This window comes from Sphingobium xanthum (genome assembly GCF_019737615.1).
GTDB lineage: Bacteria > Pseudomonadota > Alphaproteobacteria > Sphingomonadales > Sphingomonadaceae > Sphingobium > Sphingobium xanthum.
This window is the reverse complement of the sequence record NZ_JAHKKS010000001.1, coordinates 264,380-282,502: the sequence shown is the minus strand read 5'-3', so window position 1 is coordinate 282,502 and position 18,123 is coordinate 264,380. Positions and strand designations below refer to the sequence as shown.

The 18,123-nt window shown below is 64.6% G+C and carries 19 protein-coding genes; 14 read left to right on the top strand and 5 right to left on the bottom strand.

From position 1 onward, the window contains the following. The first annotated feature begins 27 nt into the window (after positions 1-27). The 5 genes from pyrE to KM135_RS01370 all read left to right on the top strand — a co-directional run bounded on the left by pyrE (position 28) and on the right by KM135_RS01370 (position 3,976). On the top strand, positions 28-606 hold the full coding sequence (pyrE, locus tag KM135_RS01390) for an orotate phosphoribosyltransferase (protein ID WP_221712106.1): 579 nt from the start codon (positions 28-30) through the stop codon (positions 604-606). After that, positions 603-1,340: a pyridoxine 5'-phosphate synthase gene (locus KM135_RS01385; protein WP_221712105.1), complete on the top strand. Its 738-nt coding sequence runs from the start codon at positions 603-605 to the stop codon at positions 1,338-1,340. The genes pyrE and KM135_RS01385 overlap by 4 nt, the downstream gene beginning before the upstream one ends. A 151-nt stretch (positions 1,341-1,491) precedes the next feature. Then, a complete protein-coding gene (gene acpS, locus KM135_RS01380) occupies positions 1,492-1,893 on the top strand; it encodes a holo-ACP synthase (protein WP_221712104.1) in 402 nt (133 codons plus the stop codon). Next, positions 1,890-2,834 (top strand): signal peptidase I, encoded by a 945-nt coding sequence (gene lepB / locus KM135_RS01375; RefSeq protein ID WP_221712103.1) that lies wholly within the window; start codon positions 1,890-1,892, stop codon positions 2,832-2,834. The genes acpS and lepB overlap by 4 nt, the downstream gene beginning before the upstream one ends. Beyond that, positions 2,831-3,976, top strand: coding sequence for an AI-2E family transporter (locus KM135_RS01370; protein WP_221712102.1), 1,146 nt, complete (start codon positions 2,831-2,833; stop codon positions 3,974-3,976). Before lepB ends, KM135_RS01370 begins: the two co-directional genes overlap by 4 nt. Before the next feature lie 195 nt (positions 3,977-4,171). Here the strand turns inward: KM135_RS01370 and KM135_RS01365 are convergent, their stop codons facing one another. The 3 genes from KM135_RS01365 to KM135_RS01355 all read right to left on the bottom strand — a co-directional run bounded on the left by KM135_RS01365 (position 4,172) and on the right by KM135_RS01355 (position 6,938). Further along, the gene (locus KM135_RS01365) at positions 4,172-4,744 is read right to left on the bottom strand and encodes an FKBP-type peptidyl-prolyl cis-trans isomerase (protein WP_221712101.1); all 573 of its coding nucleotides are present in this window, start codon (positions 4,742-4,744) and stop codon (positions 4,172-4,174) included. 72 nt (positions 4,745-4,816) lie between these two features. Beyond that, positions 4,817-5,023 (bottom strand): 30S ribosomal protein S21, encoded by a 207-nt coding sequence (gene rpsU, locus KM135_RS01360; protein WP_014075155.1) that lies wholly within the window; start codon positions 5,021-5,023, stop codon positions 4,817-4,819. A gap of 181 nt (positions 5,024-5,204) precedes the next feature. Further along, a complete protein-coding gene (locus KM135_RS01355; RefSeq protein ID WP_246605652.1) occupies positions 5,205-6,938 on the bottom strand; it encodes a bifunctional metallophosphatase/5'-nucleotidase in 1,734 nt (577 codons plus the stop codon). A gap of 152 nt (positions 6,939-7,090) precedes the next feature. On the opposite strand from KM135_RS01355, the gene KM135_RS01350 reads away from it, so the two are divergent. From KM135_RS01350 to KM135_RS01335, 4 genes are all read left to right on the top strand, one after another. After that, complete coding sequence (locus KM135_RS01350; protein WP_221712100.1) at positions 7,091-7,849, top strand: class II aldolase/adducin family protein; 759 nt, start codon at positions 7,091-7,093, stop codon at positions 7,847-7,849. 43 nt (positions 7,850-7,892) lie between these two features. Next, positions 7,893-8,444: a (2Fe-2S)-binding protein gene (locus tag KM135_RS01345; RefSeq protein WP_221712099.1), complete on the top strand. Its 552-nt coding sequence runs from the start codon at positions 7,893-7,895 to the stop codon at positions 8,442-8,444. Positions 8,445-8,636: 192 nt separating this feature from the next. Further along, the gene (locus tag KM135_RS01340; protein WP_221712098.1) at positions 8,637-9,674 is read left to right on the top strand and encodes an RcnB family protein; all 1,038 of its coding nucleotides are present in this window, start codon (positions 8,637-8,639) and stop codon (positions 9,672-9,674) included. 275 nt (positions 9,675-9,949) lie between these two features. Beyond that, positions 9,950-10,639 (top strand): prolyl hydroxylase family protein, encoded by a 690-nt coding sequence (locus KM135_RS01335; RefSeq protein ID WP_221712097.1) that lies wholly within the window; start codon positions 9,950-9,952, stop codon positions 10,637-10,639. Positions 10,640-10,661: 22 nt separating this feature from the next. On the opposite strand, the gene KM135_RS01330 is transcribed toward KM135_RS01335, so the two are convergent. After that, positions 10,662-11,288 carry a glutathione S-transferase family protein gene (locus KM135_RS01330; protein WP_221712096.1) on the bottom strand — a complete coding sequence of 209 codons (627 nt, stop codon included), beginning with the start codon at positions 11,286-11,288 and terminating at the stop codon, positions 10,662-10,664. Positions 11,289-11,563: 275 nt separating this feature from the next. On the opposite strand from KM135_RS01330, the gene KM135_RS01325 reads away from it, so the two are divergent. From KM135_RS01325 to KM135_RS01315, 3 genes are all read left to right on the top strand, one after another. Then, positions 11,564-12,007, top strand: a complete 444-nt coding sequence (locus tag KM135_RS01325) for an RcnB family protein (protein ID WP_221712095.1) — start codon at positions 11,564-11,566, stop codon at positions 12,005-12,007. Between the two features lie 445 nt (positions 12,008-12,452). Continuing rightward, complete coding sequence (locus tag KM135_RS01320; RefSeq protein WP_221712094.1) at positions 12,453-14,276, top strand: DUF885 domain-containing protein; 1,824 nt, start codon at positions 12,453-12,455, stop codon at positions 14,274-14,276. Between the two features lie 136 nt (positions 14,277-14,412). Beyond that, on the top strand, positions 14,413-14,847 hold the full coding sequence (locus KM135_RS01315; protein ID WP_221712093.1) for a hypothetical protein: 435 nt from the start codon (positions 14,413-14,415) through the stop codon (positions 14,845-14,847). Here KM135_RS01315 and KM135_RS01310 read toward each other — a convergent pair whose 3' ends face one another. Next, positions 14,848-16,464 carry a lysine--tRNA ligase gene (locus KM135_RS01310; protein WP_221712092.1) on the bottom strand — a complete coding sequence of 539 codons (1,617 nt, stop codon included), beginning with the start codon at positions 16,462-16,464 and terminating at the stop codon, positions 14,848-14,850. Positions 16,465-16,629: 165 nt separating this feature from the next. Here KM135_RS01310 and KM135_RS01305 point away from each other — a divergent pair, with 165 nt between their 5' ends. Together KM135_RS01305 and KM135_RS01300 are read left to right on the top strand one after the other, a co-directional pair. Beyond that, positions 16,630-17,514, top strand: coding sequence for a class I SAM-dependent methyltransferase (locus KM135_RS01305; RefSeq protein ID WP_221712091.1), 885 nt, complete (start codon positions 16,630-16,632; stop codon positions 17,512-17,514). A 124-nt stretch (positions 17,515-17,638) separates the two neighbouring features. Next, the gene (locus tag KM135_RS01300) at positions 17,639-18,055 is read left to right on the top strand and encodes a PilZ domain-containing protein (protein ID WP_221712090.1); all 417 of its coding nucleotides are present in this window, start codon (positions 17,639-17,641) and stop codon (positions 18,053-18,055) included. Positions 18,056-18,123 lie beyond the last annotated feature (68 nt).

The window sequence follows — 18,123 nt, the reverse complement described above, 5'->3', positions numbered from 1 at the left end:
CCGACGAGCGAGAGGACCAGGGGACCGATGACCGAATCAGAAGTGCTTGCGGAATTCCGGACGGCGGAAGCGCTCCTCCAGGGGCATTTCGTGCTGTCGTCGGGCAAGCACAGCGCCAATTATCTGCAATGCGCGCGGGTTCTGATGAACCCCGAGCGCGCCTCGCGCCTTGCTATCGCGCTGGCGCAGAGCCTGCCGCGCGACATTCGCGCGGCGGTCGAGATCGTCGTGTCGCCGGCCATGGGCGGCATCATCATCGGCCATGAAATGGGCCGCGCGCTGAATTGCGACGCCCTGTTCCTCGAGCGGCCGCACGGCACGTTCATCTTCCGCCGTGGCTTCGACATCACACCGGGCCAGAAAGTTCTGATGGTCGAGGATGTCGTCACGACTGGCCTCTCCTCGCGCCAGGCGATGGATGCGGTGCGCGCGGCGGGCGGCGAGGTCATCGCCGAAGCCGCCCTCGTTGATCGCTCGGCGGGCGACGCCAATCTCGGCGTACCGTTCTTCCCGCTCGTCAGCCTCAATTTCCCGGTCTACGATCCGGACGATCTGCCGCCCGAGCTGGCCGCGATCCCGGCAACGAAGCCCGGCAGCCGGGCGTGACCGGCCCGGGCCATCTGCGCCTCGGCGTCAATATCGATCATGTCGCGACCATAAGGAACGCGCGCGGCACGACCTATCCCGATCCCTTCCGCGCGGCGCTCATGGCGCAACAGGCCGGCGCCGACGGCATCACCGCGCATCTGCGCGAGGACCGACGGCACATCACGGACGACGACATCGCCCGCCTCTCGGCCGAACTCGAAATCCCGTTTAATTTCGAGATGGCCGCCACCGAGGAAATGCTCGAGATTGCGCTGCGCCATCGCCCCCATGCCGTCTGCCTCGTCCCCGAGCGGCGCGAGGAGCGCACGACCGAGGGCGGACTGGACGCTGCCGGGCTGCACAATCATCTGGCGCCGATGGTCGACAAGCTTGGTGAGGCCGGGTGCCGCGTCTCACTCTTCATCGAGGCTGACCCTCGCCAGATCGAGGCGGCATTACGCCTCAAGGTGCCCGTGGTCGAGCTGCACACGGGCAAATATTGCGAAGTCGAGGGCGATGAGCGCGCGGCGGAGCTGCGCCGCATCAGCGACATGGCCGCGCTCGCCGCCAAGAACGGCATCGAGCCGCATGCCGGCCACGGCCTCACGTACGACAATGTCATGCCGATCGCCGCGATCCCGCAGATCGCCGAGCTCAACATCGGCCATTTCCTGATCGGCGAGGCCATCTTCCTCGGCCTGCACGAAAGCGTTGCGCAGATGCGCCGGCTTATGGATGAGGCGCGGGGGTGAGGCACCTGCTTCCTAAATCCTCCCCGGCACGGGGAGGGGGACCAGCGAAGCTGGTGGAGGGGGCCGGCACAGCCGCGCGACCTCGCCAAACCCCCTCCACCACGCCGCTGCGCTTCGCGGTCCCCCTCCCCGTGCCGGGGAGGATCTGGCGGTGATCATCGGCCTCGGCTCCGATCTCTGCAATATCGAGCGAATCCAGGCATCTCTGGATCGCTTCGGTGACAAGTTCGAGCAGCGAGTGTTCACCGATACCGAAATCGCCAAGGCCGCGCGGCGGCCCTATACCAAGGCGGCGACCCTCGCGAAGCGCTTCGCCGCCAAGGAGGCTTTCTCCAAGGCAGTCGGCACCGGCTTCAAGGCGGGCGTGTTCATGAAGGACATCGGCGTGGTCAATCTGCCCTCGGGCGCTCCCACATTGGCACTCTCCGGCGGCGCGAAGGCGCGTCTCGATGCCTTGACCCCGCCGGGTGCCAGCCTATTTGTGCATCTGACATTGACCGACGACCATCCCTGGGCCCAGGCATTCGTCATATTGGAGGCGCGTTTCCCGTGACGGATCAGGCACCGGTCAAGGCCGCAGAGGGGCTACGCGACAAGGCGAAGAAGAAACCGGCCGGCACCGACTGGTGGGCGGAGGTCAAGAGCATCTTCTGGCTGCTGCTGGCCGTGCTCGGTTTCCACAGCTTCGTCGCCAAGCCCTTCTACATCCCGTCCGAATCGATGATGCCCGGCATGCTGGTCGGCGATCGGCTGGTCGTGACCAAATATGCCTATGGCTGGTCCTATGTCTCGCCGACCATCCCCAATCCCGCCGCAATCTTCCGCAGTCTCGTGCTGCGCGGGCCGCCCGAGGCATGGGGCATCACCCTGCCGTTCATGAACGGCCGCGTCTGGGGCAAGATGCCCGAGCGCGGCGACATCGTGATCGCGACCCCGCGTCACAGCAACGAGGACTATATCAAGCGCGTCATCGGCTTGCCGGGCGAACTTCTCGAAGTGCGCGACGGCGTCGTGCTGATCAACGGCACGCCGATCCGGCAGGAGACGCTCGCACCGGTCCGCATGCCCGTCGACAGGAATTCGCCCTGCGATCCGCGCCAGTTCCCCGGCGCGCTGCAGATCGATCCGGACGGCACCTCGGTCTGCGTCCTCCCGGTGAAGCGCGAGATCCTGTCCAACGGCCGCACCTATCTCATCATCGACATGGGCGCGCGCGAGATCGACTGGTACGGGCCGGTGCGCATTCCCGAGGGCCATGTCTTCCTGATGGGTGATAATCGCGACAACAGCGCGGACAGCCGCGTGAGCCTCGAGATGCAGGGCCTGGGCGGCCCGATCCCGTGGGAGACGATCGGCGGCCGCGCCGAGTTCATCACCTTCTCGCTGAACGGCACGACCACGCTCAATCCGGGCACCTGGCTCAGCGGCTTCCGCTCCGGCCGCGCCGGCACCTCGCTGCGGCCCGAGCAGACCGAGGCGGCACCGGCGCAGTGACCGCCCGCTCGCCAGGCAAGGCCGCGGCGAGCAAGCCCGCCGCCACGACGAAGCACGCGCCGGCCGGCGTCACCGTCGAGCGACCCGCATCCGATGACCCGGACGAGCGCCCCGGCCCGGCCGACGCGCATTCCGCGACCTTCTGGTACGAGATCAGGCGCGCCTTCATCTGGGTCTGCGTCGTGGGCGCCGCCGCCCTCGTCGTTATCCTGATCGAGCCGATCCTGTTCATCATGGGCTCGGTCGTCATCGCCGTCATGCTGGACGGCGGCACGCGCCTGCTTGGCCGCGTCCTGCCGATTCCGCGCAGCGCGCGGCTGGCGATCGTGACGTTCGCCGTCTTCGCCTTCGTGCTCTGGACGATCTATCTCACCGGCACGCAGGTGTCGGAGCAGGCCGCGCAATTGCCTACGCTCATCGAGACGCAAGTGGCGCGGATCAATGCCTGGGCACAGTCGCATGGCATCAATCTCGGCCTCAACGAAGCGCGCGAGGCAGGCCGGCAATTGCTCGGCTCGGTGGGACGTGTGACCGCAGCGCTCAGCACGGCGGCCGGCATCCTCTCGAGCCTCGTCATGATGATGGTGCTGGCGATCTTCCTCGCCTCCGAACCGCAGATCTATTCGCGCGGACTCGCCTGGTTCGTGCCGCTCTCGCAACGCGAGGACGCGCATGTCCTGTTCGACAAGATGGGTTGGACCTTGCGCCGCCTCATGGCCGGGCGCCTCGTGGGCATGATGGCGACCGGATTCCTCACCGGCCTGCTGCTGATGATCAGCGGCGTGCCGATGGCGACGCTACTCGGCGTGCTGACCTTCATGCTCGCCTTCCTGCCCAATATCGGCGCGATTATCTCGGGCGTGCTGATCACGCTCGTCGGCTTCTCGGTCGACGTGCAGCACGGCCTCTTCGCCATCGGCATCTATTTCGCGGTGCAGACGGTGGAGAGCTATCTCATCACGCCGACGGTCGCCCGCCGCGCCGTCGACATGCCGCCCGCGCTCGTCCTCGGCGCGCAGATCCTGTTCGGCGCGCTGTTCGGCATATTGGGGCTGGCGCTCGCCGACCCCATCCTCGCGATGCTCAAGGTGTTTCTTGAGGAGCGCGCCAGTCGGCGGCTCGATGAGAAGGTCGGGGCTTAGGGTTTCAGAGCGCGTCCGAATAATCTGGACCAAGCAGGAGCGGACGTTTCCGACTTGACCGTTCCCCGGCGAAGGCCGGGGTCCATGCCCCAAGCAAAACGCGCGCGGGAGCGCGCATTCGGCGCTTCGTGCCGACACTGGACCCCGGCCTTCGCCGGGGAACGGTTAGGAGGAAATACACCCCCCGCCACACCTTCACTGAATCGGCTGCGCGCCCTCGGGTATCGGCGGCATGCCGCCCGGACCGGCCCCGCCCTGCTGCTGGCTCTGCATCATCTGCTGCATCTGCATCATGCGCTGCTGCTCCATGATTTCCTGACGCGAGCGGAACTCGAGCAGCTTGATCTCGAACACCAGCGGGCTGTTGGCGGGGATCGTGCCGTCCGGCGGCGGATTGGCGCCATAGGCCAGATTGGCCGGGATCCAGACGCGCAGGCTGCCGCCCTTCTTGAGCAGTGTCACAGCTTCGGCGAAGCCGGGGATCGTTCCGCCACCAAGATCGAGCGGTACGCCGGGATTCTCGTCGAACACCGTGCCGTCGGGCAGCATGCCCTTGTAGCCGACCATCGCATAATGATCGGCGGTCGGGTGCTCGCCCTTGCCTTCCTGCAGGATCTGGTAGCGCAGACCGCTGTCGGTCTTGCCGAAGGTCCGGCTGCCGGCCCAGGCGAGCACGGCCGCCGCGGCGAGAACCAGCACGATCGCGAGCCAGAAGCGGCGGATCGACCCGCGCTGAATGGGCCGCAATGGAACCGCCGTCACCGACATGGCCGCTTACCTTCGATTTTTAGAAACGCACTTAAACGAAGAGGGCCGGCAGCGCCGGCCCGCATCAGTCTCTTAACGAGCGCCGTCGCGCTCAGCGCGCTTGCGCTCCAGCTTGCGCGCGCGGCGCACGGCGGCAGCCTTCTCGCGAGCACGCTTTTCCGAGGGCTTCTCGTAGTGACGACGCAGCTTCATCTCACGATACACGCCTTCACGCTGCAGCTTCTTCTTGAGTGCGCGCAGTGCCTGATCGACGTTGTTGTCGCGAACGATAATTTGCATAAGCCCGTCAGTCTCCAATTCTATCGAATGCTTTCCCGCGCGGCCCGAGTCGTCGGCCGAAGCGCAGAGAAGCCCAAAAAACAAAAGCGCCGCGACGGCTCGTCACGGCGGACCGGAGCGCCCCTTATCAGGGAGAGGTTACCGGATCAAGACCGGAAAGCGGCCTCAAACGCCACTTTCGTCATTGCGGCGTGACATTGCGAATACGGTCGAGCGCGGGCACCGCACGGCCCGGCATGGCGCGGACATAGGCTTCCAGCACTTCCAGGTCTGACGGTCCCTCGCCCACCAGTGGCGCGGCCGTGAACATGGTAAAGCCGTCGCCGCCCTGCCCCATGAAGTTGTTCATGGCGACGCGATAGGTCTCGCCATCGCTGATCGGGCGCCCGTCGAGCGTGATACCGGATACCCGCTGACCGACCGGCTTGCTGCTGTCGTAGCTGTAGCCAAAGCCCTGCGAAACGCTTAGAATCGTCGGCAAATCGCCACGCGCGAACTGATATTCGAGCGCCTCGCGGATCTGCGCGCCGGTCAGCGCCTTCACCACCATCGTATTGCCGAATGGCTGCGCCGCATAGAGCGAGCCGAAGCTGACCTCGCCGCTCGCCGAGGGCGTGACCGCCGCCCGGATGCCGCCGGGGTTCATGAACGCGATCTGCGCGCCGCCCTCCGCAGCAGCTGTCATGGCCGCGCGCTGCGCATCGGCGATGAAGTTGCCGAGCGTACTCTGCCCGCTCTTGTCCGCGATGTTGCTGAGCGGCCCCGCAACCGTCCCGACGACGCGATTACGCACGCCCGCCGCGGCCGCCTCGTAGCGATCGACCAAAGCCGCAATCTCCGGCTGAGTCGTTTTGTCGGCCGCCGGCTGCTCGACCAGCAGATTCTGCGCGCGCTTGTCGACCAGCTTGCCGGTGCCGAAGTCATAGTCGAGCGTGATCCGCGTGACCAACGTGCCATATTGCCCCGCGCTCGTGACGAGGAACGGCCGCGTCGGATCTACCGGCGCATAGGAGCAGACATAGGCCTGATGCGTATGACCGGAGATGACCAGCGCATAAGCAGGGTCGAGCTTGGCAAGAATCGGCTTCAGGTCGCCGATCATGTTGGCGCAGTCGGCCGGGTCCGTGTCCGGCTTCATGTTGCCGCCCTCGTGGACCAGCACCGCGAGAATGTCCGCGCCCGCCGCCCGCAAGGTCGGGATCAGAGCATTGGCCGTCTCCGCCTCGTCGCGGAAGCTAAGGCCCTCCACGCTTCTCGGCGAGACGATCGCCGGCGTGCCCTTGAGCGTCATGCCGACGAAGCCGATGCGCACGTTGCGCCCGCCAATGTCGAAGCGCTTGATGCCATAGGCAGGGAACAGGCTCTTGCCGTCCGCCTGCAAGGTGTTCGCGGCAAGGAAGCCGAAGCGCGCGCCGGGGAAGTCCGCCATCACCTGACAGGGTTCCAGCAGCGTATATTTGGCGCAGCCACCCGCCTGCATCCGCCGGATTTCCTGCTGCCCGCGATCGAACTCGTGATTGCCGAGCGCGCTGTAATCGATGCCGATGACGTTCATCGCGCGCACGGTCGGCTCGTCGAGGAAATGCCCCGATGCCAGCGGCGAGGCGCTGATGAGATCGCCCGCCGTCACCACGGCGCTGTTGGGGTTCTCCGCGCGCAGCTTCGCGATGGCCGCGGCGAAATGCACGGCGCCACCGGCCTTCACCCGCGCCGCACCCTGGGACGCGCCGGGCGGCACGACCTGCTGGTCGTCAGCGCCGATATGACCGTGGAAATCGTTGAAGGCGATGATCTGGAGCTGCGCCAGCGGTCCCGGCCCATCGCCCGTCCGCACGCCGGACTGCATCCCCGTCTGCGCACAGCCGGCCAGCAGCAGCGCCGCAAACGCCCAGCCCGATTTCGCGACTCCGCTCATGCCCGCACTCCTCCTCTGGCCGCCCGCGCCATAGCAAATATGCGCGGCCGAAGAAGGCGCGATTGCGCCGTTCTCGACATTTCACAATGCGAGGCGCATGATCCTGCGCAACCCCTTCCACGGGTAAAACAAAGTCGCAAAGGAGAGAAAGCATGGCCACCGCGCTCAAGTCGGCCACCATGTCCGACGCCGAACGGGATGCCCGGCAGCAACTCGCCGCCTGCTATCGCATTTTCGCCCATCTCGGCTGGGACGAGCTCATCTATAATCACATCTCGCTGCGCGTGCCGGGCGAGGACGATGCCTTCCTCATCAATCCGTTCACGCTGATGTATGGCGAGGTGACCGCCTCGAACCTCGTCAAGATCGATATCGATGGCAACAAGCTCGACGACAGCCCGCATCGCGTCAATCGCGCCGGCTTCGTGCAGCACAGCCTGTTCCACCGCCATATTCCGGACGCGCATTGCATCATCCATACGCACACGACCGCGGGCATGGCCGTCGCCTCGACCGAGGAAGGGCTCCAGCCGATCGACTTTTATTCCAGCATGTTCGCGGGCCAGATCGCCTATCATGACTTTGCCGGCGTCACGATCCATGCGGACGAAGGCCCGCGCTTCCTCGAAAGCCTGGGCGACAAGCGCATCATGATCCTGCGCAATCACGGCCTGCTGGTCATGGCACCGACCCTGCCGCAGGCCTTCCAGACCTATTTCTTCCTGGAGCGTGCCTGCGCGATCCAGATGGCGGCCAAACAGGCGGGCACGCCGCGCCGCGTGCCGGACGAGGTGGTGGCGGTGCATCAGCGCGACGTGCTGACCGCCGCACCCGAGGGCATGCGCGGTGTCGCCGAGTTCGCGGCGATGACGCGGCTGATCGACCGCATCGACCCGAGCTGGCGTAACTGATCTGGTCTCGCGGCAAGGTTGCGGCTAGGGCCGCTGACATCGCATGACCAAGTTCACCGTCAACGATCGCCCGGTGCAGTATCGGATGGACCCGCAGACGCCGCTGCTGTGGGCACTGCGCGATGCGTCCAACCTCACCGGCACCAAATATGGCTGCGGCACCGGAGATTGCGGGGCCTGCACGGTCGATGTCGACGGCCGCGCCATCCGCTCCTGCCAGGTCGCGATCGCGGCGATCGAGGGGCGGTTCGTGACGACGATCGAGGGTCTTTCGCCAGATCGGAGCCATCCGGTCCAGCAGGCTTGGGCTGCGCAGAACGTGCCGCAATGCGGCTATTGCCAGTCCGGCATGATCATGACCGCCGCCGTGCTGCTCCGCCGCAACAACAACCCGACCGACGCGCAGATCGATGCGGTCATGACCAATATCTGCCGCTGCGGCACCTATCCGCGCATCCGCGAGGCGATCAAGCAGGCCGGGCGGATCATGCGCGGCGAGGAGCGCGTCGCCGCCGCACCGGCGCCGGGCATCGCCCCGGCCGATGCCGCGCGGCGCGTGCCCGGCCTCACGCCGCCGGCCGAGGGCAACGACTAGAGTGATTTCGAGGCAGGTGGAATCCACCTGCCGGCTCGGAAATCACGACAGCAAGGAAAATCTGGGAGCCGGTCCCGCTGCGGCACATCCTTGCAATAAACTGACACATATGTTCAGCCATGCGACAGCCATACTGACCTAGAACCATCTTCATTGGCGGAGACTCGCCAGCTTTTTGAGGATGTTTCTGAAATGAAGCGCATCTTGGTTCTAGGCCTCATGGCATCGACGCTGTTGACCGCCGTTCCGGCGACCGCACAGCGCGAAGGTGGCCGTGAGGATCGCGGTCGCGGCGGCGGACGCGGCGAAGCGGGCTGGGTGAACAGCCCCCGCCCCAATCAGCCCGCCAATACGGCGCGCGAAGGCGGCGGAGATCGCGGCCGCTCGCCTTCGGCACGCGAAGATCGTGCCCCGCGCGCTGTCAACAATGTCGCCGTGCCCGCCTCCAGCGCCCAGCCGCAATGGAACCGCCAGCGCGACAACAGTTCGCCTGCCCCTCGCCCCGACGCCACGGCGGATCGCGGCAACTGGCGCGGCAATCGCGATCGCGGCCCTGGCGCGGCACCATCGGCCCAACCACAGCCCGCCCAGCAGGCGCCCGCCGCGCGACCCGGCTGGAACCGCGATGGCAATGACAATCGCCAGCGCGACTGGAACCGCGGCGACACCGCACGGCGCGACAGTGACGCTCGTGGTGACAATCGCGGCCGCCCCGGCTGGTCGAACGACGATCGTCGCGACAATGATCGCAATCGGGACGGCAATCGGGACAACGCCCGGAACAACGACCGGGATCGCAATTGGCGGGACAATGATCGCACGCGCGACTGGAGCCGCAATGACAATCGCGGCAACGACCGGACCTGGAACTATCAGCGCCGGCTGAACGACCGCGATCGCTGGTCCGACTATCGCCGCTGGGACAATAATGGCTGGCGCTCCGACCGCCGCTATGACTGGCAGCGCTACCGCACGCAGAACCGGTATATCTACCGGCTGCCGACCTATTATGCGCCTTATGGCTGGAACTACGGCTACCGGCGCTTCTCGATCGGCATCTACCTCAGCAACGTGCTGTTCGGCTCGAGCTACTGGATCGACGATCCGTACGAGTATCGCCTGCCGCCGGCCTACGGTCCGCTGCGCTGGGTCCGCTATTATGACGACGCGCTGCTGGTCGATATCCGCGACGGCTATGTCGTCGACGTGATCCACGGCTTCTTCTGGTGAGCTGACCGCTCCGAGAGACGAGTTCCTGATCGGCCTTCAGGAAAGACTGGGCCGGTCCCTGCTTCGGCAAGGGCCGGTCCTTTTTCTTTGGGCTACCATAAGCCCCTCCTCTTCAGAGGAGGGGTTGGGGTGGTGGCGATGCGTCAGCATCGCTCGCGCAGCGATGAATTGGCAGATCGCAGCACCACCCTCTGCCCTCCTCTGAAGAGGAGGGAGCGCAATGTCGGCGCCAACTCCCCTTGCCCACCCCACGCGCCGATGGCAGGACACGGACGATGACCGATACCTGGCTCGACGACGCCGAACTTCCCTCCACCGCCCGCGCCGAAATGGGCTCGCGCGTGCTCGCACGCCTGTCGCGCAATCCGATGATCAGCCGCCTGCCGACGCAGCGCGCGGAGATGTTCCTGCGCCACGGCCTGATCTCGCCCAAGGAATGCGCCGAGCTCATGACGCGCATCGACGCGGGCTGCAAACCGTCCAAGCTCTTCTCGGGCGTTGAGAATGGCTATCGCACGAGCAGCAGCTGCAATCTCGACATCTACGATCCCCTGGTCATCGCGATCACGCGGCGGATCGATGCACTCGTCGGCATCGAGGGCGACTATGGCGAGTTGCTGCAGGGCCAGCGTTATTATGAAGGCGAGCAATACCAGCTGCACTGCGACTTCTTTCCCGGCAATGTCCATTACTGGCCGGCGATGCGGGTGAGCGGCGGACAGCGCTGCTGGACGGCCATGGCCTATCTCTGCGAGGTGGAGGAAGGCGGAGAGACACAATTCCCCCGCCTCGGCATCACCGTGCCGCCGCGCCCCGGCACATTGCTGATCTGGAACAATCTGGGCGAGGACGGCGCGCCCAATCGCGACACGCTGCACGCCGCGCTGCCGGTGACCAAAGGCGTCAAATATATCGTGACGCGCTGGTACCGCGAGCGCCGCTGGGAACCGCGCAACAAGGCGTGAGGCGAGCGATCCGCTGACGGCGTCAGCTATTCACGCCGGCGTGCGACCGCTCCATGGCGCGCTTGTAAGCATCGCGACCCGTGGTGCGCGCGAGATAGGCCTGCTCGACGTCGCCGAGGGTGATGCCGCAGTGCTGCTGGCCGAGGTTCAGAGCATAGGTCACCGAAATGTCCGCAGCCGTGAAAGCCTGGCCAGCGAGATAGGGCGAGTTGGCAAGCCGCTCGCTGACAAGCTTCAGCCGCTTCCGGAACGACTGCAGAGACCATCTCGCACCCCAATTCTCCCGCTCACCCTCGGGCGCGATGAAGCGACTGACGATGACGGGCATCATCAGCGTTGCGAGGCCGGCTTCGCCCAAATGCAGAAACTGCTGATAGGCGGGAAAGATCGGATCGTGCGGCGCAGGCGCCAGCGACGTCGGCCCATACCGCCCCATCAGATATTCCATGATCGCGATCGACTCGACCATGACGACCTCGCCATCCTCGATCGCCGGGATATAATTGGCGGGGTTGACCGCCAGGAAGGCGGGGTCCTGCTCTGCGGCCAGCATGTCGACCTGCTGCATGCGATAGGGAAGGCCCATCTCCTCCAATACCCAGACGACCCGGATCGATCGCGACGTCTGCCCGCCCCACACGGTAATCATCGGCCAGTCCCTTTCCCGATGCGATTGAGGTGCCATCGTAGCGGACCTTGTGCGACCTTCCTATGACCTTCGCGCGCCAGGCATATCCGCATCCCGGTTTCGGCTATGAGGAAAAAGCGACAATTTGCGACACTTATGACCGGAAACTGACGACGCCATTCGACCATTGTTCAGGGCGGAAGCGCCATAACGGCCTTGTCGGACAGAGGCGGGGACCTTTCCTCCTCACCCTGGGGTTCCTGCCTCGTCCGGCAGCGAAATAGGAGTGTCAAACCATGAACAAGAAACTGATTTTCGCGAGCCTCGCCGCTCTGGCGCTCGTCCCCTCGACGGCGATGGCTCAATCTGCGAGCGAGTTGCGCCGCGACCGCCAGGAAGTGCGTGAGGAGCGTCGCGACGTCCGTGACGCCCGCCGCGACCTCAAAGAGGAAAAGCGCGAACTGCGCGACGCCAAAGGAGATTATCGCCGGGAAGCGCGCGATTATGATCGTGCCCATCCGTGGCGGGCGAACTTCCGCTACCAGCAGTTCCGCCCCGGTGCCCGCATCCAGCCGGTCTATTATGGCCGCAACTATGTGATCGCCGATTATGCGCGGTTCCGCTGGGATCGCCCGGGCGTCAACCAGCGCTGGGTGCGCCACTATGACGACGCACTGCTCGTCAATGTCCGCACCGGCCGCGTGGTGAAGGTCGTCCACAACGTCTTCCGCTGGCGCTAAACGCCCGCTCCGACTCTCACGGCAAGGCCCTTCCGCGACAAGCGGGAGGGCCTTTCGCCTGTGTCAGAAGCCCTGTCCGCTGGTGAGGAAAAATCGCTGTCCTACAGCCCCCGCCACATGGCACTCCGGATCAGCTCTTTCTCAGGTCGGAAAATCTCCCTCAGCACCACGGGCGCTGAACGCGAAAAACAGGCGCGATAGTGTGACCTCACGCAAGCACGCACCGATCGTCCGTGCAGCCCAAGGAGAAAAAAGATTTGCGCCGACCCCCGAACTTTCCGAACCTTTGAAAGAAAATTACGTCTCGTGACATAGCCAAGCAATACAGCATCGCGCTGACGAAAATATCGCGAAATCCGTGGTTTCCGGCAGTTGTCGGCGCCTGTTTCGGCCGTTACGCAGTCGCATCCGATCAGCTCTGATCGCCCGATCGAAAGGACCATCCATGATCCGCGCCTCGCGCATCCTTCGGCCCGCCGCGCTTCTGCTCGCGGCCTCCGCCTTCGCCCTGCCCGCTATCGCCCAGACCGCCGCGCCGGCCACCGCCGCCAACGCACAGACGGAGGACGAGAAGCTCTTCGCGCTGTTCGCCGCATCGGACGAAGCCAATCTGAAGCGCAACCCACTGAACGCGCTGTTCCGCGGTGATCTGCGCTACGCCGACCGCCTGGGCGACTATATCAGCGACGCCTATTTCGACGCCGAGCGCAAGGCATCGGAAGGCGATCTGGCCGCGCTGCGCGGGATCGATCGCACCAGGCTGACCGAGCAGAACAAGATCGCCTATGACGTCTTCCAGTGGCAGACCGAAGAGGCGCTGAAGGGTCTTCGCCCGGAGATCATGGCGCTGACCATCGTGCGCCCCGTCAACCACTTCAGCGGCTTCCACACCTTCTACCCGACTTTCGCCTCGGGCAAGGGCGCCGCGCCGTTCAAGACGCTCGCCGACTATGAGAACAATCTGAAGCGCCATAAGGACTATATCGTCCTCACCGATCGCGCGATTGGCCGGTTCCGCGAGGGCATGAAGAGCGGCGTCGTCGAGACCAAGCTGACGATCAACAACGTGATCCAGCAGCTCGACGCGCTGCTGGCCCAGAAGGTCGAGGAATCGCCCTTCTACCAGCCGGTGCTGAACTTCCCCGAGGGCATCTCGGACGCGGATAAGACCCGCCTCACGGCTGCCTACAAGGACATCATCCTGACCGGCATCAACCCGGCCGAGAAGCGCCTGCGCGACTTCCTCGCGGCCGAATATCTGCCGGTCGCGCGCACGACCGTCGGCCTCAACACGATGAAGGGCGGCGACCTGCTCTATGCCGAACTGATCCGCGGCACGACCACCCTGCCGCTCACGGCAGACTATGTGCATAATCTCGGCCTGTCCGAGGTCGCGCGCATCCGCACGGAAATGGACCAGGTTCGTACCGAAGTGGGTTTCAAGGGCACGCTGGGCGAGTTCTTCACGCACATCCGCCAGGCGCCCGAGTTCCACCCCAAGTCGCGCGAGTGGATGACGCAGGACTTCTACCGCATCGGCAAGATCGTCGACGAGAAGGTGCCGAGCCAGTTCTCGACGCTACCCAAGTCCAAGCTGGAGATTCGCCCCTATCCGGAATTCCGCGAGAAGTTCGAGGCGGGTGGTTCCTATGAGAACGGCACGCCGGACGGGTCGCGCCCAGGCGTCTTCTACTTCAATGCCTATGACCTGCCATCGCGCAGCATTCCGGGCATGACGACGCTCTATCTGCACGAAGGCGCGCCGGGCCACCACTTCCAGCTCAGCCTCGCGCAGGAAAACGAGGCGCTGCCCGCGTTCATGCGGTTCGGCGGTAACACGGCCTATGTCGAGGGCTGGGCACTCTACGCCGAGAAGCTCGGCTATGTTTTCGGCCTCTATGGCGATCCCTATCAGCGCCTTGGCCATCTCGACGACGAGATGCTGCGCGCCATGCGTCTGGTCGTGGACAGCGGCCTTCACGCCAAGGGATGGACCCGCGATCAGTCGATCCAGTACATGCTGGACAACAGCTCCATGGGGAAGACCGACGCAACGGCCGAGGTCGAGCGCTACATCGCCATCCCGAGCCAGGCGCTTGCCTACAAGATCGGCGCGCTCACCATCCAGCGCCTCAAGAAGAAGGCGCAGGACCAGCTCGGCGCGAAGTTCGATCCCAAGGAGTTCCACGCACAGGTGCTGATGACCGGCTCCCTGCCGATGGTGGTGCTCGAGAAGAAGATCGACGACTGGATCGCTTCGAAGAAGTGACCCGGCGCTGGCCGCCTCATCCGCTTGACGGAGAGGCGGCCGGTAGCTCACAAAGGTCACGTGGCTCCACATCTCATTATTGCAATTCGTTCGCAATAGCATATACCGAGTCGAACAAATCGGCTTGGATGAAGGCATGGCACGCGATCTAACGGCACTGTTCCGCTTCAAGGACCTCCGCGGCTATCCTTTGACGGCCGTCCATCTCATCATGGCGACGCGGCTCTGCATCCTCTTCGGTCAGGCCGGTCGCGACCCCCTGCCCGACCTCGCCGTCCGGCTGCGCAGTATGGAGGCCGCGCGCCGCGTCGCCCGGATGGTCTGCTCACTCCAGCAGAGCTGGCCCGAAAGCTTCCTGATCCATCGACCCTGCTGCATGGCGCTCAGCCCGGACGAAGCGCTGCTCGGCGACCTTGCCGTCTCGGCGACGCAGGGCGATGAAGATGTGGCAGTGCAGCTGCTGCGCGACGTCCTGCCGCGCCACACCAGCCAGCAGCTATTCGTGGAGACCGTGTCGGCCGCCGCCGCAATCCAGGCCGCACAGCTCCAGCCGCACCGCCCGGACGCCTGATCAGCCGGCGGGAACCGCGTCCAGCGCCTGAGCGATGAGCTTACGGCTGTTCTCGATGCCATAAAGTGCGATGAAGCTGCCCATGCGCGGGCCCTGCTCCGCGCCCAGCAACGTCTCGTAGAGCGCCTTGAACCAGTCGCGCAACTGCTCGAACCCGTAGTGCGGATCCTTGCCGATCTCGTAGACGATGTTCTGGATGTCCTCGGCCGTCGCATCGTCCGGCGACGCCGCGATCTGCGCGTCGAGCTCGCGCAGGGCCATCGCTTCGTTCTCGCTCGGCGGACGGCGCTTCAGGGTCGGCGCGATGAAGTCGCGATTGAAGGCGAGCGCATTGCGCACCAGCCCGGCGAGGCGCGGATAGTCCTCCGCGCTCGCGCCCGGCGCATAATTGCGCAGATAGGCCCAGACCTGCGCCTCGGTTGCATCGGCGCCCATCACGCCGACGAGATTGAGCAACAGGCCAAACGTCACTGGCAAGGAGTCCTGCGACACCTTGCCACCGTGAACATGATGCACCGGATTGCCGAGCCGCTTGTCGATCGCCTGCGTCGCATAGCTGGCGCGGAACTGCTCGTAATCGTCCACGGCACGCGGGATCACGCCGATATGGAGCGACTTGGCCGCCTTCGGCTCGCGATAGATGTAGAAGGCCAGGCTCTCTTCCGAGCCATAGGTCAGCCACTGCTCGATCGAGAGGCCATTGCCCTTGGACTTGGAGATCTTCTCGCCCTTCTCGTCGAGGAACATCTCGTAGTTGAAGCCCTCGGGCGGGCGGGCACCGAGCGCCCGCGCGATCTTGGACGACTGCGTGACGCTATCGATCAGATCCTTGCCGGCCATCTCATAATCGACGCCGAGCGCCACCCAGCGCATCGCCCAGTCGACCTTCCACTGCAGCTTCGCGCCGCCGGACAGGATCGACTGCTCGATCGTCTCACCTTGATCGACGAAGCGAACGAGGCCCGCATCGGCATCGATCACCTCGACCGGAACCTGCAGCACGATGCCGCTCTTCGGACTGACCGGCAGCACCGGCGAGTAGGTGAGCTGACGCTCCTTGCGCAATGTCGGCAGCATGATGTCCATGATCGCCTGATAGGCGCGCAGAACGCCCTTCAGGGCCTCGTCGAACTGGCCGCCGCGATACATCTCCGTCGAGGAGACGAACTCATAGTCAAAGCCATAGCGATCGAGGAACGCGCACAGCATCGCATTATTGTGATGTGCGAAGCTCTCATACTTCTCGAACGGATCGGGCACCTGCGTCAGTGGCTTGCCGAGATGCTGCGCGAGCATTTCCTGGTTCGGCACGTTGTCCGGCACCTTGCGCAGCCCATCCATATCGTCACTGAACGCGACAAGGCGCGTCGGCGCGCCGGTCAGTTCCTCATAGGCGTGGCGCACCATCGTCGTGCGCTGCACTTCGTTGAACGTGCCGATATGCGGCAACCCGGACGGGCCATAGCCGGTCTCGAACAGCACTGGCGCGAGCGCTCCGTCTTTGGCCGTCTTCCCCCGCGGATAGCGCTTCAGCAACTTGCGCGCCTCTTCATAGGGCCAAGCCTTGGAGACCAGGGCCGCCTGCCGCAGGTCATTGCTGATCGGATCGTCGCTCATGCTGCGCCACCTAACGCCTGGCGGCGCCTTCGTCACCCCGTTCCGCGCACCAACACGACTCAACCCACTCGCGTTGACATGCTGCGCTGCATCAATTAGCCAATTTAACGGTTTCTTGGGCCATGGCCGGATAGATGCCGCACCGTTCTGACAAAGCGAGGTAGCATGAGTTCTGTGGTCTGCAATCTGTGCGGCGCCGACGATTATGTGGTGCGCTTCAAGGCCGGCGAAGCCCAATCCTCGCAGATCGTCGAGTGCCGCAAATGCGGTCTCATGTATGCCAATCCCCGCGCCGCAGCGCCGGACCACGAGCTGGTGGCGCGCTGGGATCCCGATTTCGTCGAACAGGTCGGCGAAGGCAGCCAGCGCTTCACCAAGGAAGAGCTTCAGGTCCGCGACTATGCGACCACCCGCAAGATCCTGGCCGAGCGCTTCCCCAATCGCGGGCGTATGCTCGAGGTCGGCAGCGGCTATGGCTATCTGCTCGACTATTTCCGCAAGGATGGCTGGGATGTCGTCGGCGTCGAGCCCAGCGAGGGCCTCAATCGTCACGCGCGCAAGGTGCTGGACCTCGAAGTTCTGCCGGTGATCCTGCCCGACGCGAAATTCCCCGATGCCTCATTCGACGTCGTGACGATGATGCATGTGATCGAGCATGTGCCTGATCCGACCGACACGCTGGCCGAGATTTTCCGCATTCTCAAGCCCGACGGCATGCTCGTCATGGAAACGCCGCGTTACGATACGCTGATGTTCAAGCTGCTCGGCCGCCGTGAACGCAGCCTCTCCTGTGAGGGCCATATCTATTTCTTCACGACCAAGACGCTGCGCGACATCAGCGAGAAGGTCGGCTTCAAAGTGGAGCGTGAGGATATGGTCGGGCGTTCGCTCACCGTGGACCGGCTCATCTACAATGTCGGCGTGATGAGCCGGAGCAAGGCGATAGCCAAAGCGCTCACCTCGGGCACACGCGCCGTGGGCCTCGCGGATGCTGCCATGACGTTCAATGTGCGGGACATGGAACGCATCTACATCAGCAAGCCAGCCTGAATTCGGCAAAATTGGCTGATTTAGACCACGCGGTTACCCGAAAATTTACCAGTACGTGTAAAATGTCACAGAGTTCAGCCGTTCTTTGAAACAGAGCGGCATTGATCGGGGGGCAGGCACACATATGGATACGCAGGTTCAGCGGCAGCGGCGCATCAACGTCGATATTCCGATCACGGTGACGACGGTTCTCGACTCGCTGGACCTGGCCATCGTAGACATGACCGAGCATGGCGCACAGGTCGTAGGCGGTAGCCTCCCCGCCGGAACACGCTTCCAGATCGAGTATATGGGCCATACCGTCTACGCGCAGTGCCGCTGGGCCGAGGTCGATCGCATGGGCATCAAATTCTCCTTCCCGCTCACGGACGGGCCACTCTACGAGCGCCTGATGTTCGCGCGTGCGACGCAGTTCCCCGACGAAGCGACGGGTGCCCCGCAAATGGTCTATGCTTCCACGCACGCCCGTGCTGCCGTGCCGGGCGGTCGATCCTTTGGCCGTGCGGCAAGTCCTGGCGGCTTCGGGCGCCGGATGGGCTGATCACCAGCCCGCCACGTCCAAACGGCAAATTTCGTTCACGAACCGTTCCCCTCCGCCACGCAGGCCGC

Coding starts and splice junctions, on each gene's coding strand:
- pyrE (WP_221712106.1), top strand. CDS start 28: ATGACCGAATCAGAAGTGCTTGCGGAATTCCGGACGGCGGAAGCGCTC.
- KM135_RS01310 (WP_221712092.1), bottom strand. CDS start 16,464: ATGAGCGACGATCCGATCAGCAATGACCTGCGGCAGGCGGCCCTGGTC.
- KM135_RS01325 (WP_221712095.1), top strand. CDS start 11,564: ATGAACAAGAAACTGATTTTCGCGAGCCTCGCCGCTCTGGCGCTCGTC.
- rpsU (WP_014075155.1), bottom strand. CDS start 5,023: ATGCAAATTATCGTTCGCGACAACAACGTCGATCAGGCACTGCGCGCA.
- KM135_RS01365 (WP_221712101.1), bottom strand. CDS start 4,744: ATGTCGGTGACGGCGGTTCCATTGCGGCCCATTCAGCGCGGGTCGATC.
- KM135_RS01330 (WP_221712096.1), bottom strand. CDS start 11,288: ATGATTACCGTGTGGGGCGGGCAGACGTCGCGATCGATCCGGGTCGTC.
- KM135_RS01345 (WP_221712099.1), top strand. CDS start 7,893: ATGACCAAGTTCACCGTCAACGATCGCCCGGTGCAGTATCGGATGGAC.
- KM135_RS01355 (WP_246605652.1), bottom strand. CDS start 6,938: ATGAGCGGAGTCGCGAAATCGGGCTGGGCGTTTGCGGCGCTGCTGCTG.
- KM135_RS01315 (WP_221712093.1), top strand. CDS start 14,413: ATGGCACGCGATCTAACGGCACTGTTCCGCTTCAAGGACCTCCGCGGC.
- KM135_RS01350 (WP_221712100.1), top strand. CDS start 7,091: ATGGCCACCGCGCTCAAGTCGGCCACCATGTCCGACGCCGAACGGGAT.
- KM135_RS01305 (WP_221712091.1), top strand. CDS start 16,630: ATGAGTTCTGTGGTCTGCAATCTGTGCGGCGCCGACGATTATGTGGTG.
- KM135_RS01320 (WP_221712094.1), top strand. CDS start 12,453: ATGATCCGCGCCTCGCGCATCCTTCGGCCCGCCGCGCTTCTGCTCGCG.
- KM135_RS01300 (WP_221712090.1), top strand. CDS start 17,639: ATGGATACGCAGGTTCAGCGGCAGCGGCGCATCAACGTCGATATTCCG.
- KM135_RS01340 (WP_221712098.1), top strand. CDS start 8,637: ATGAAGCGCATCTTGGTTCTAGGCCTCATGGCATCGACGCTGTTGACC.
- KM135_RS01335 (WP_221712097.1), top strand. CDS start 9,950: ATGACCGATACCTGGCTCGACGACGCCGAACTTCCCTCCACCGCCCGC.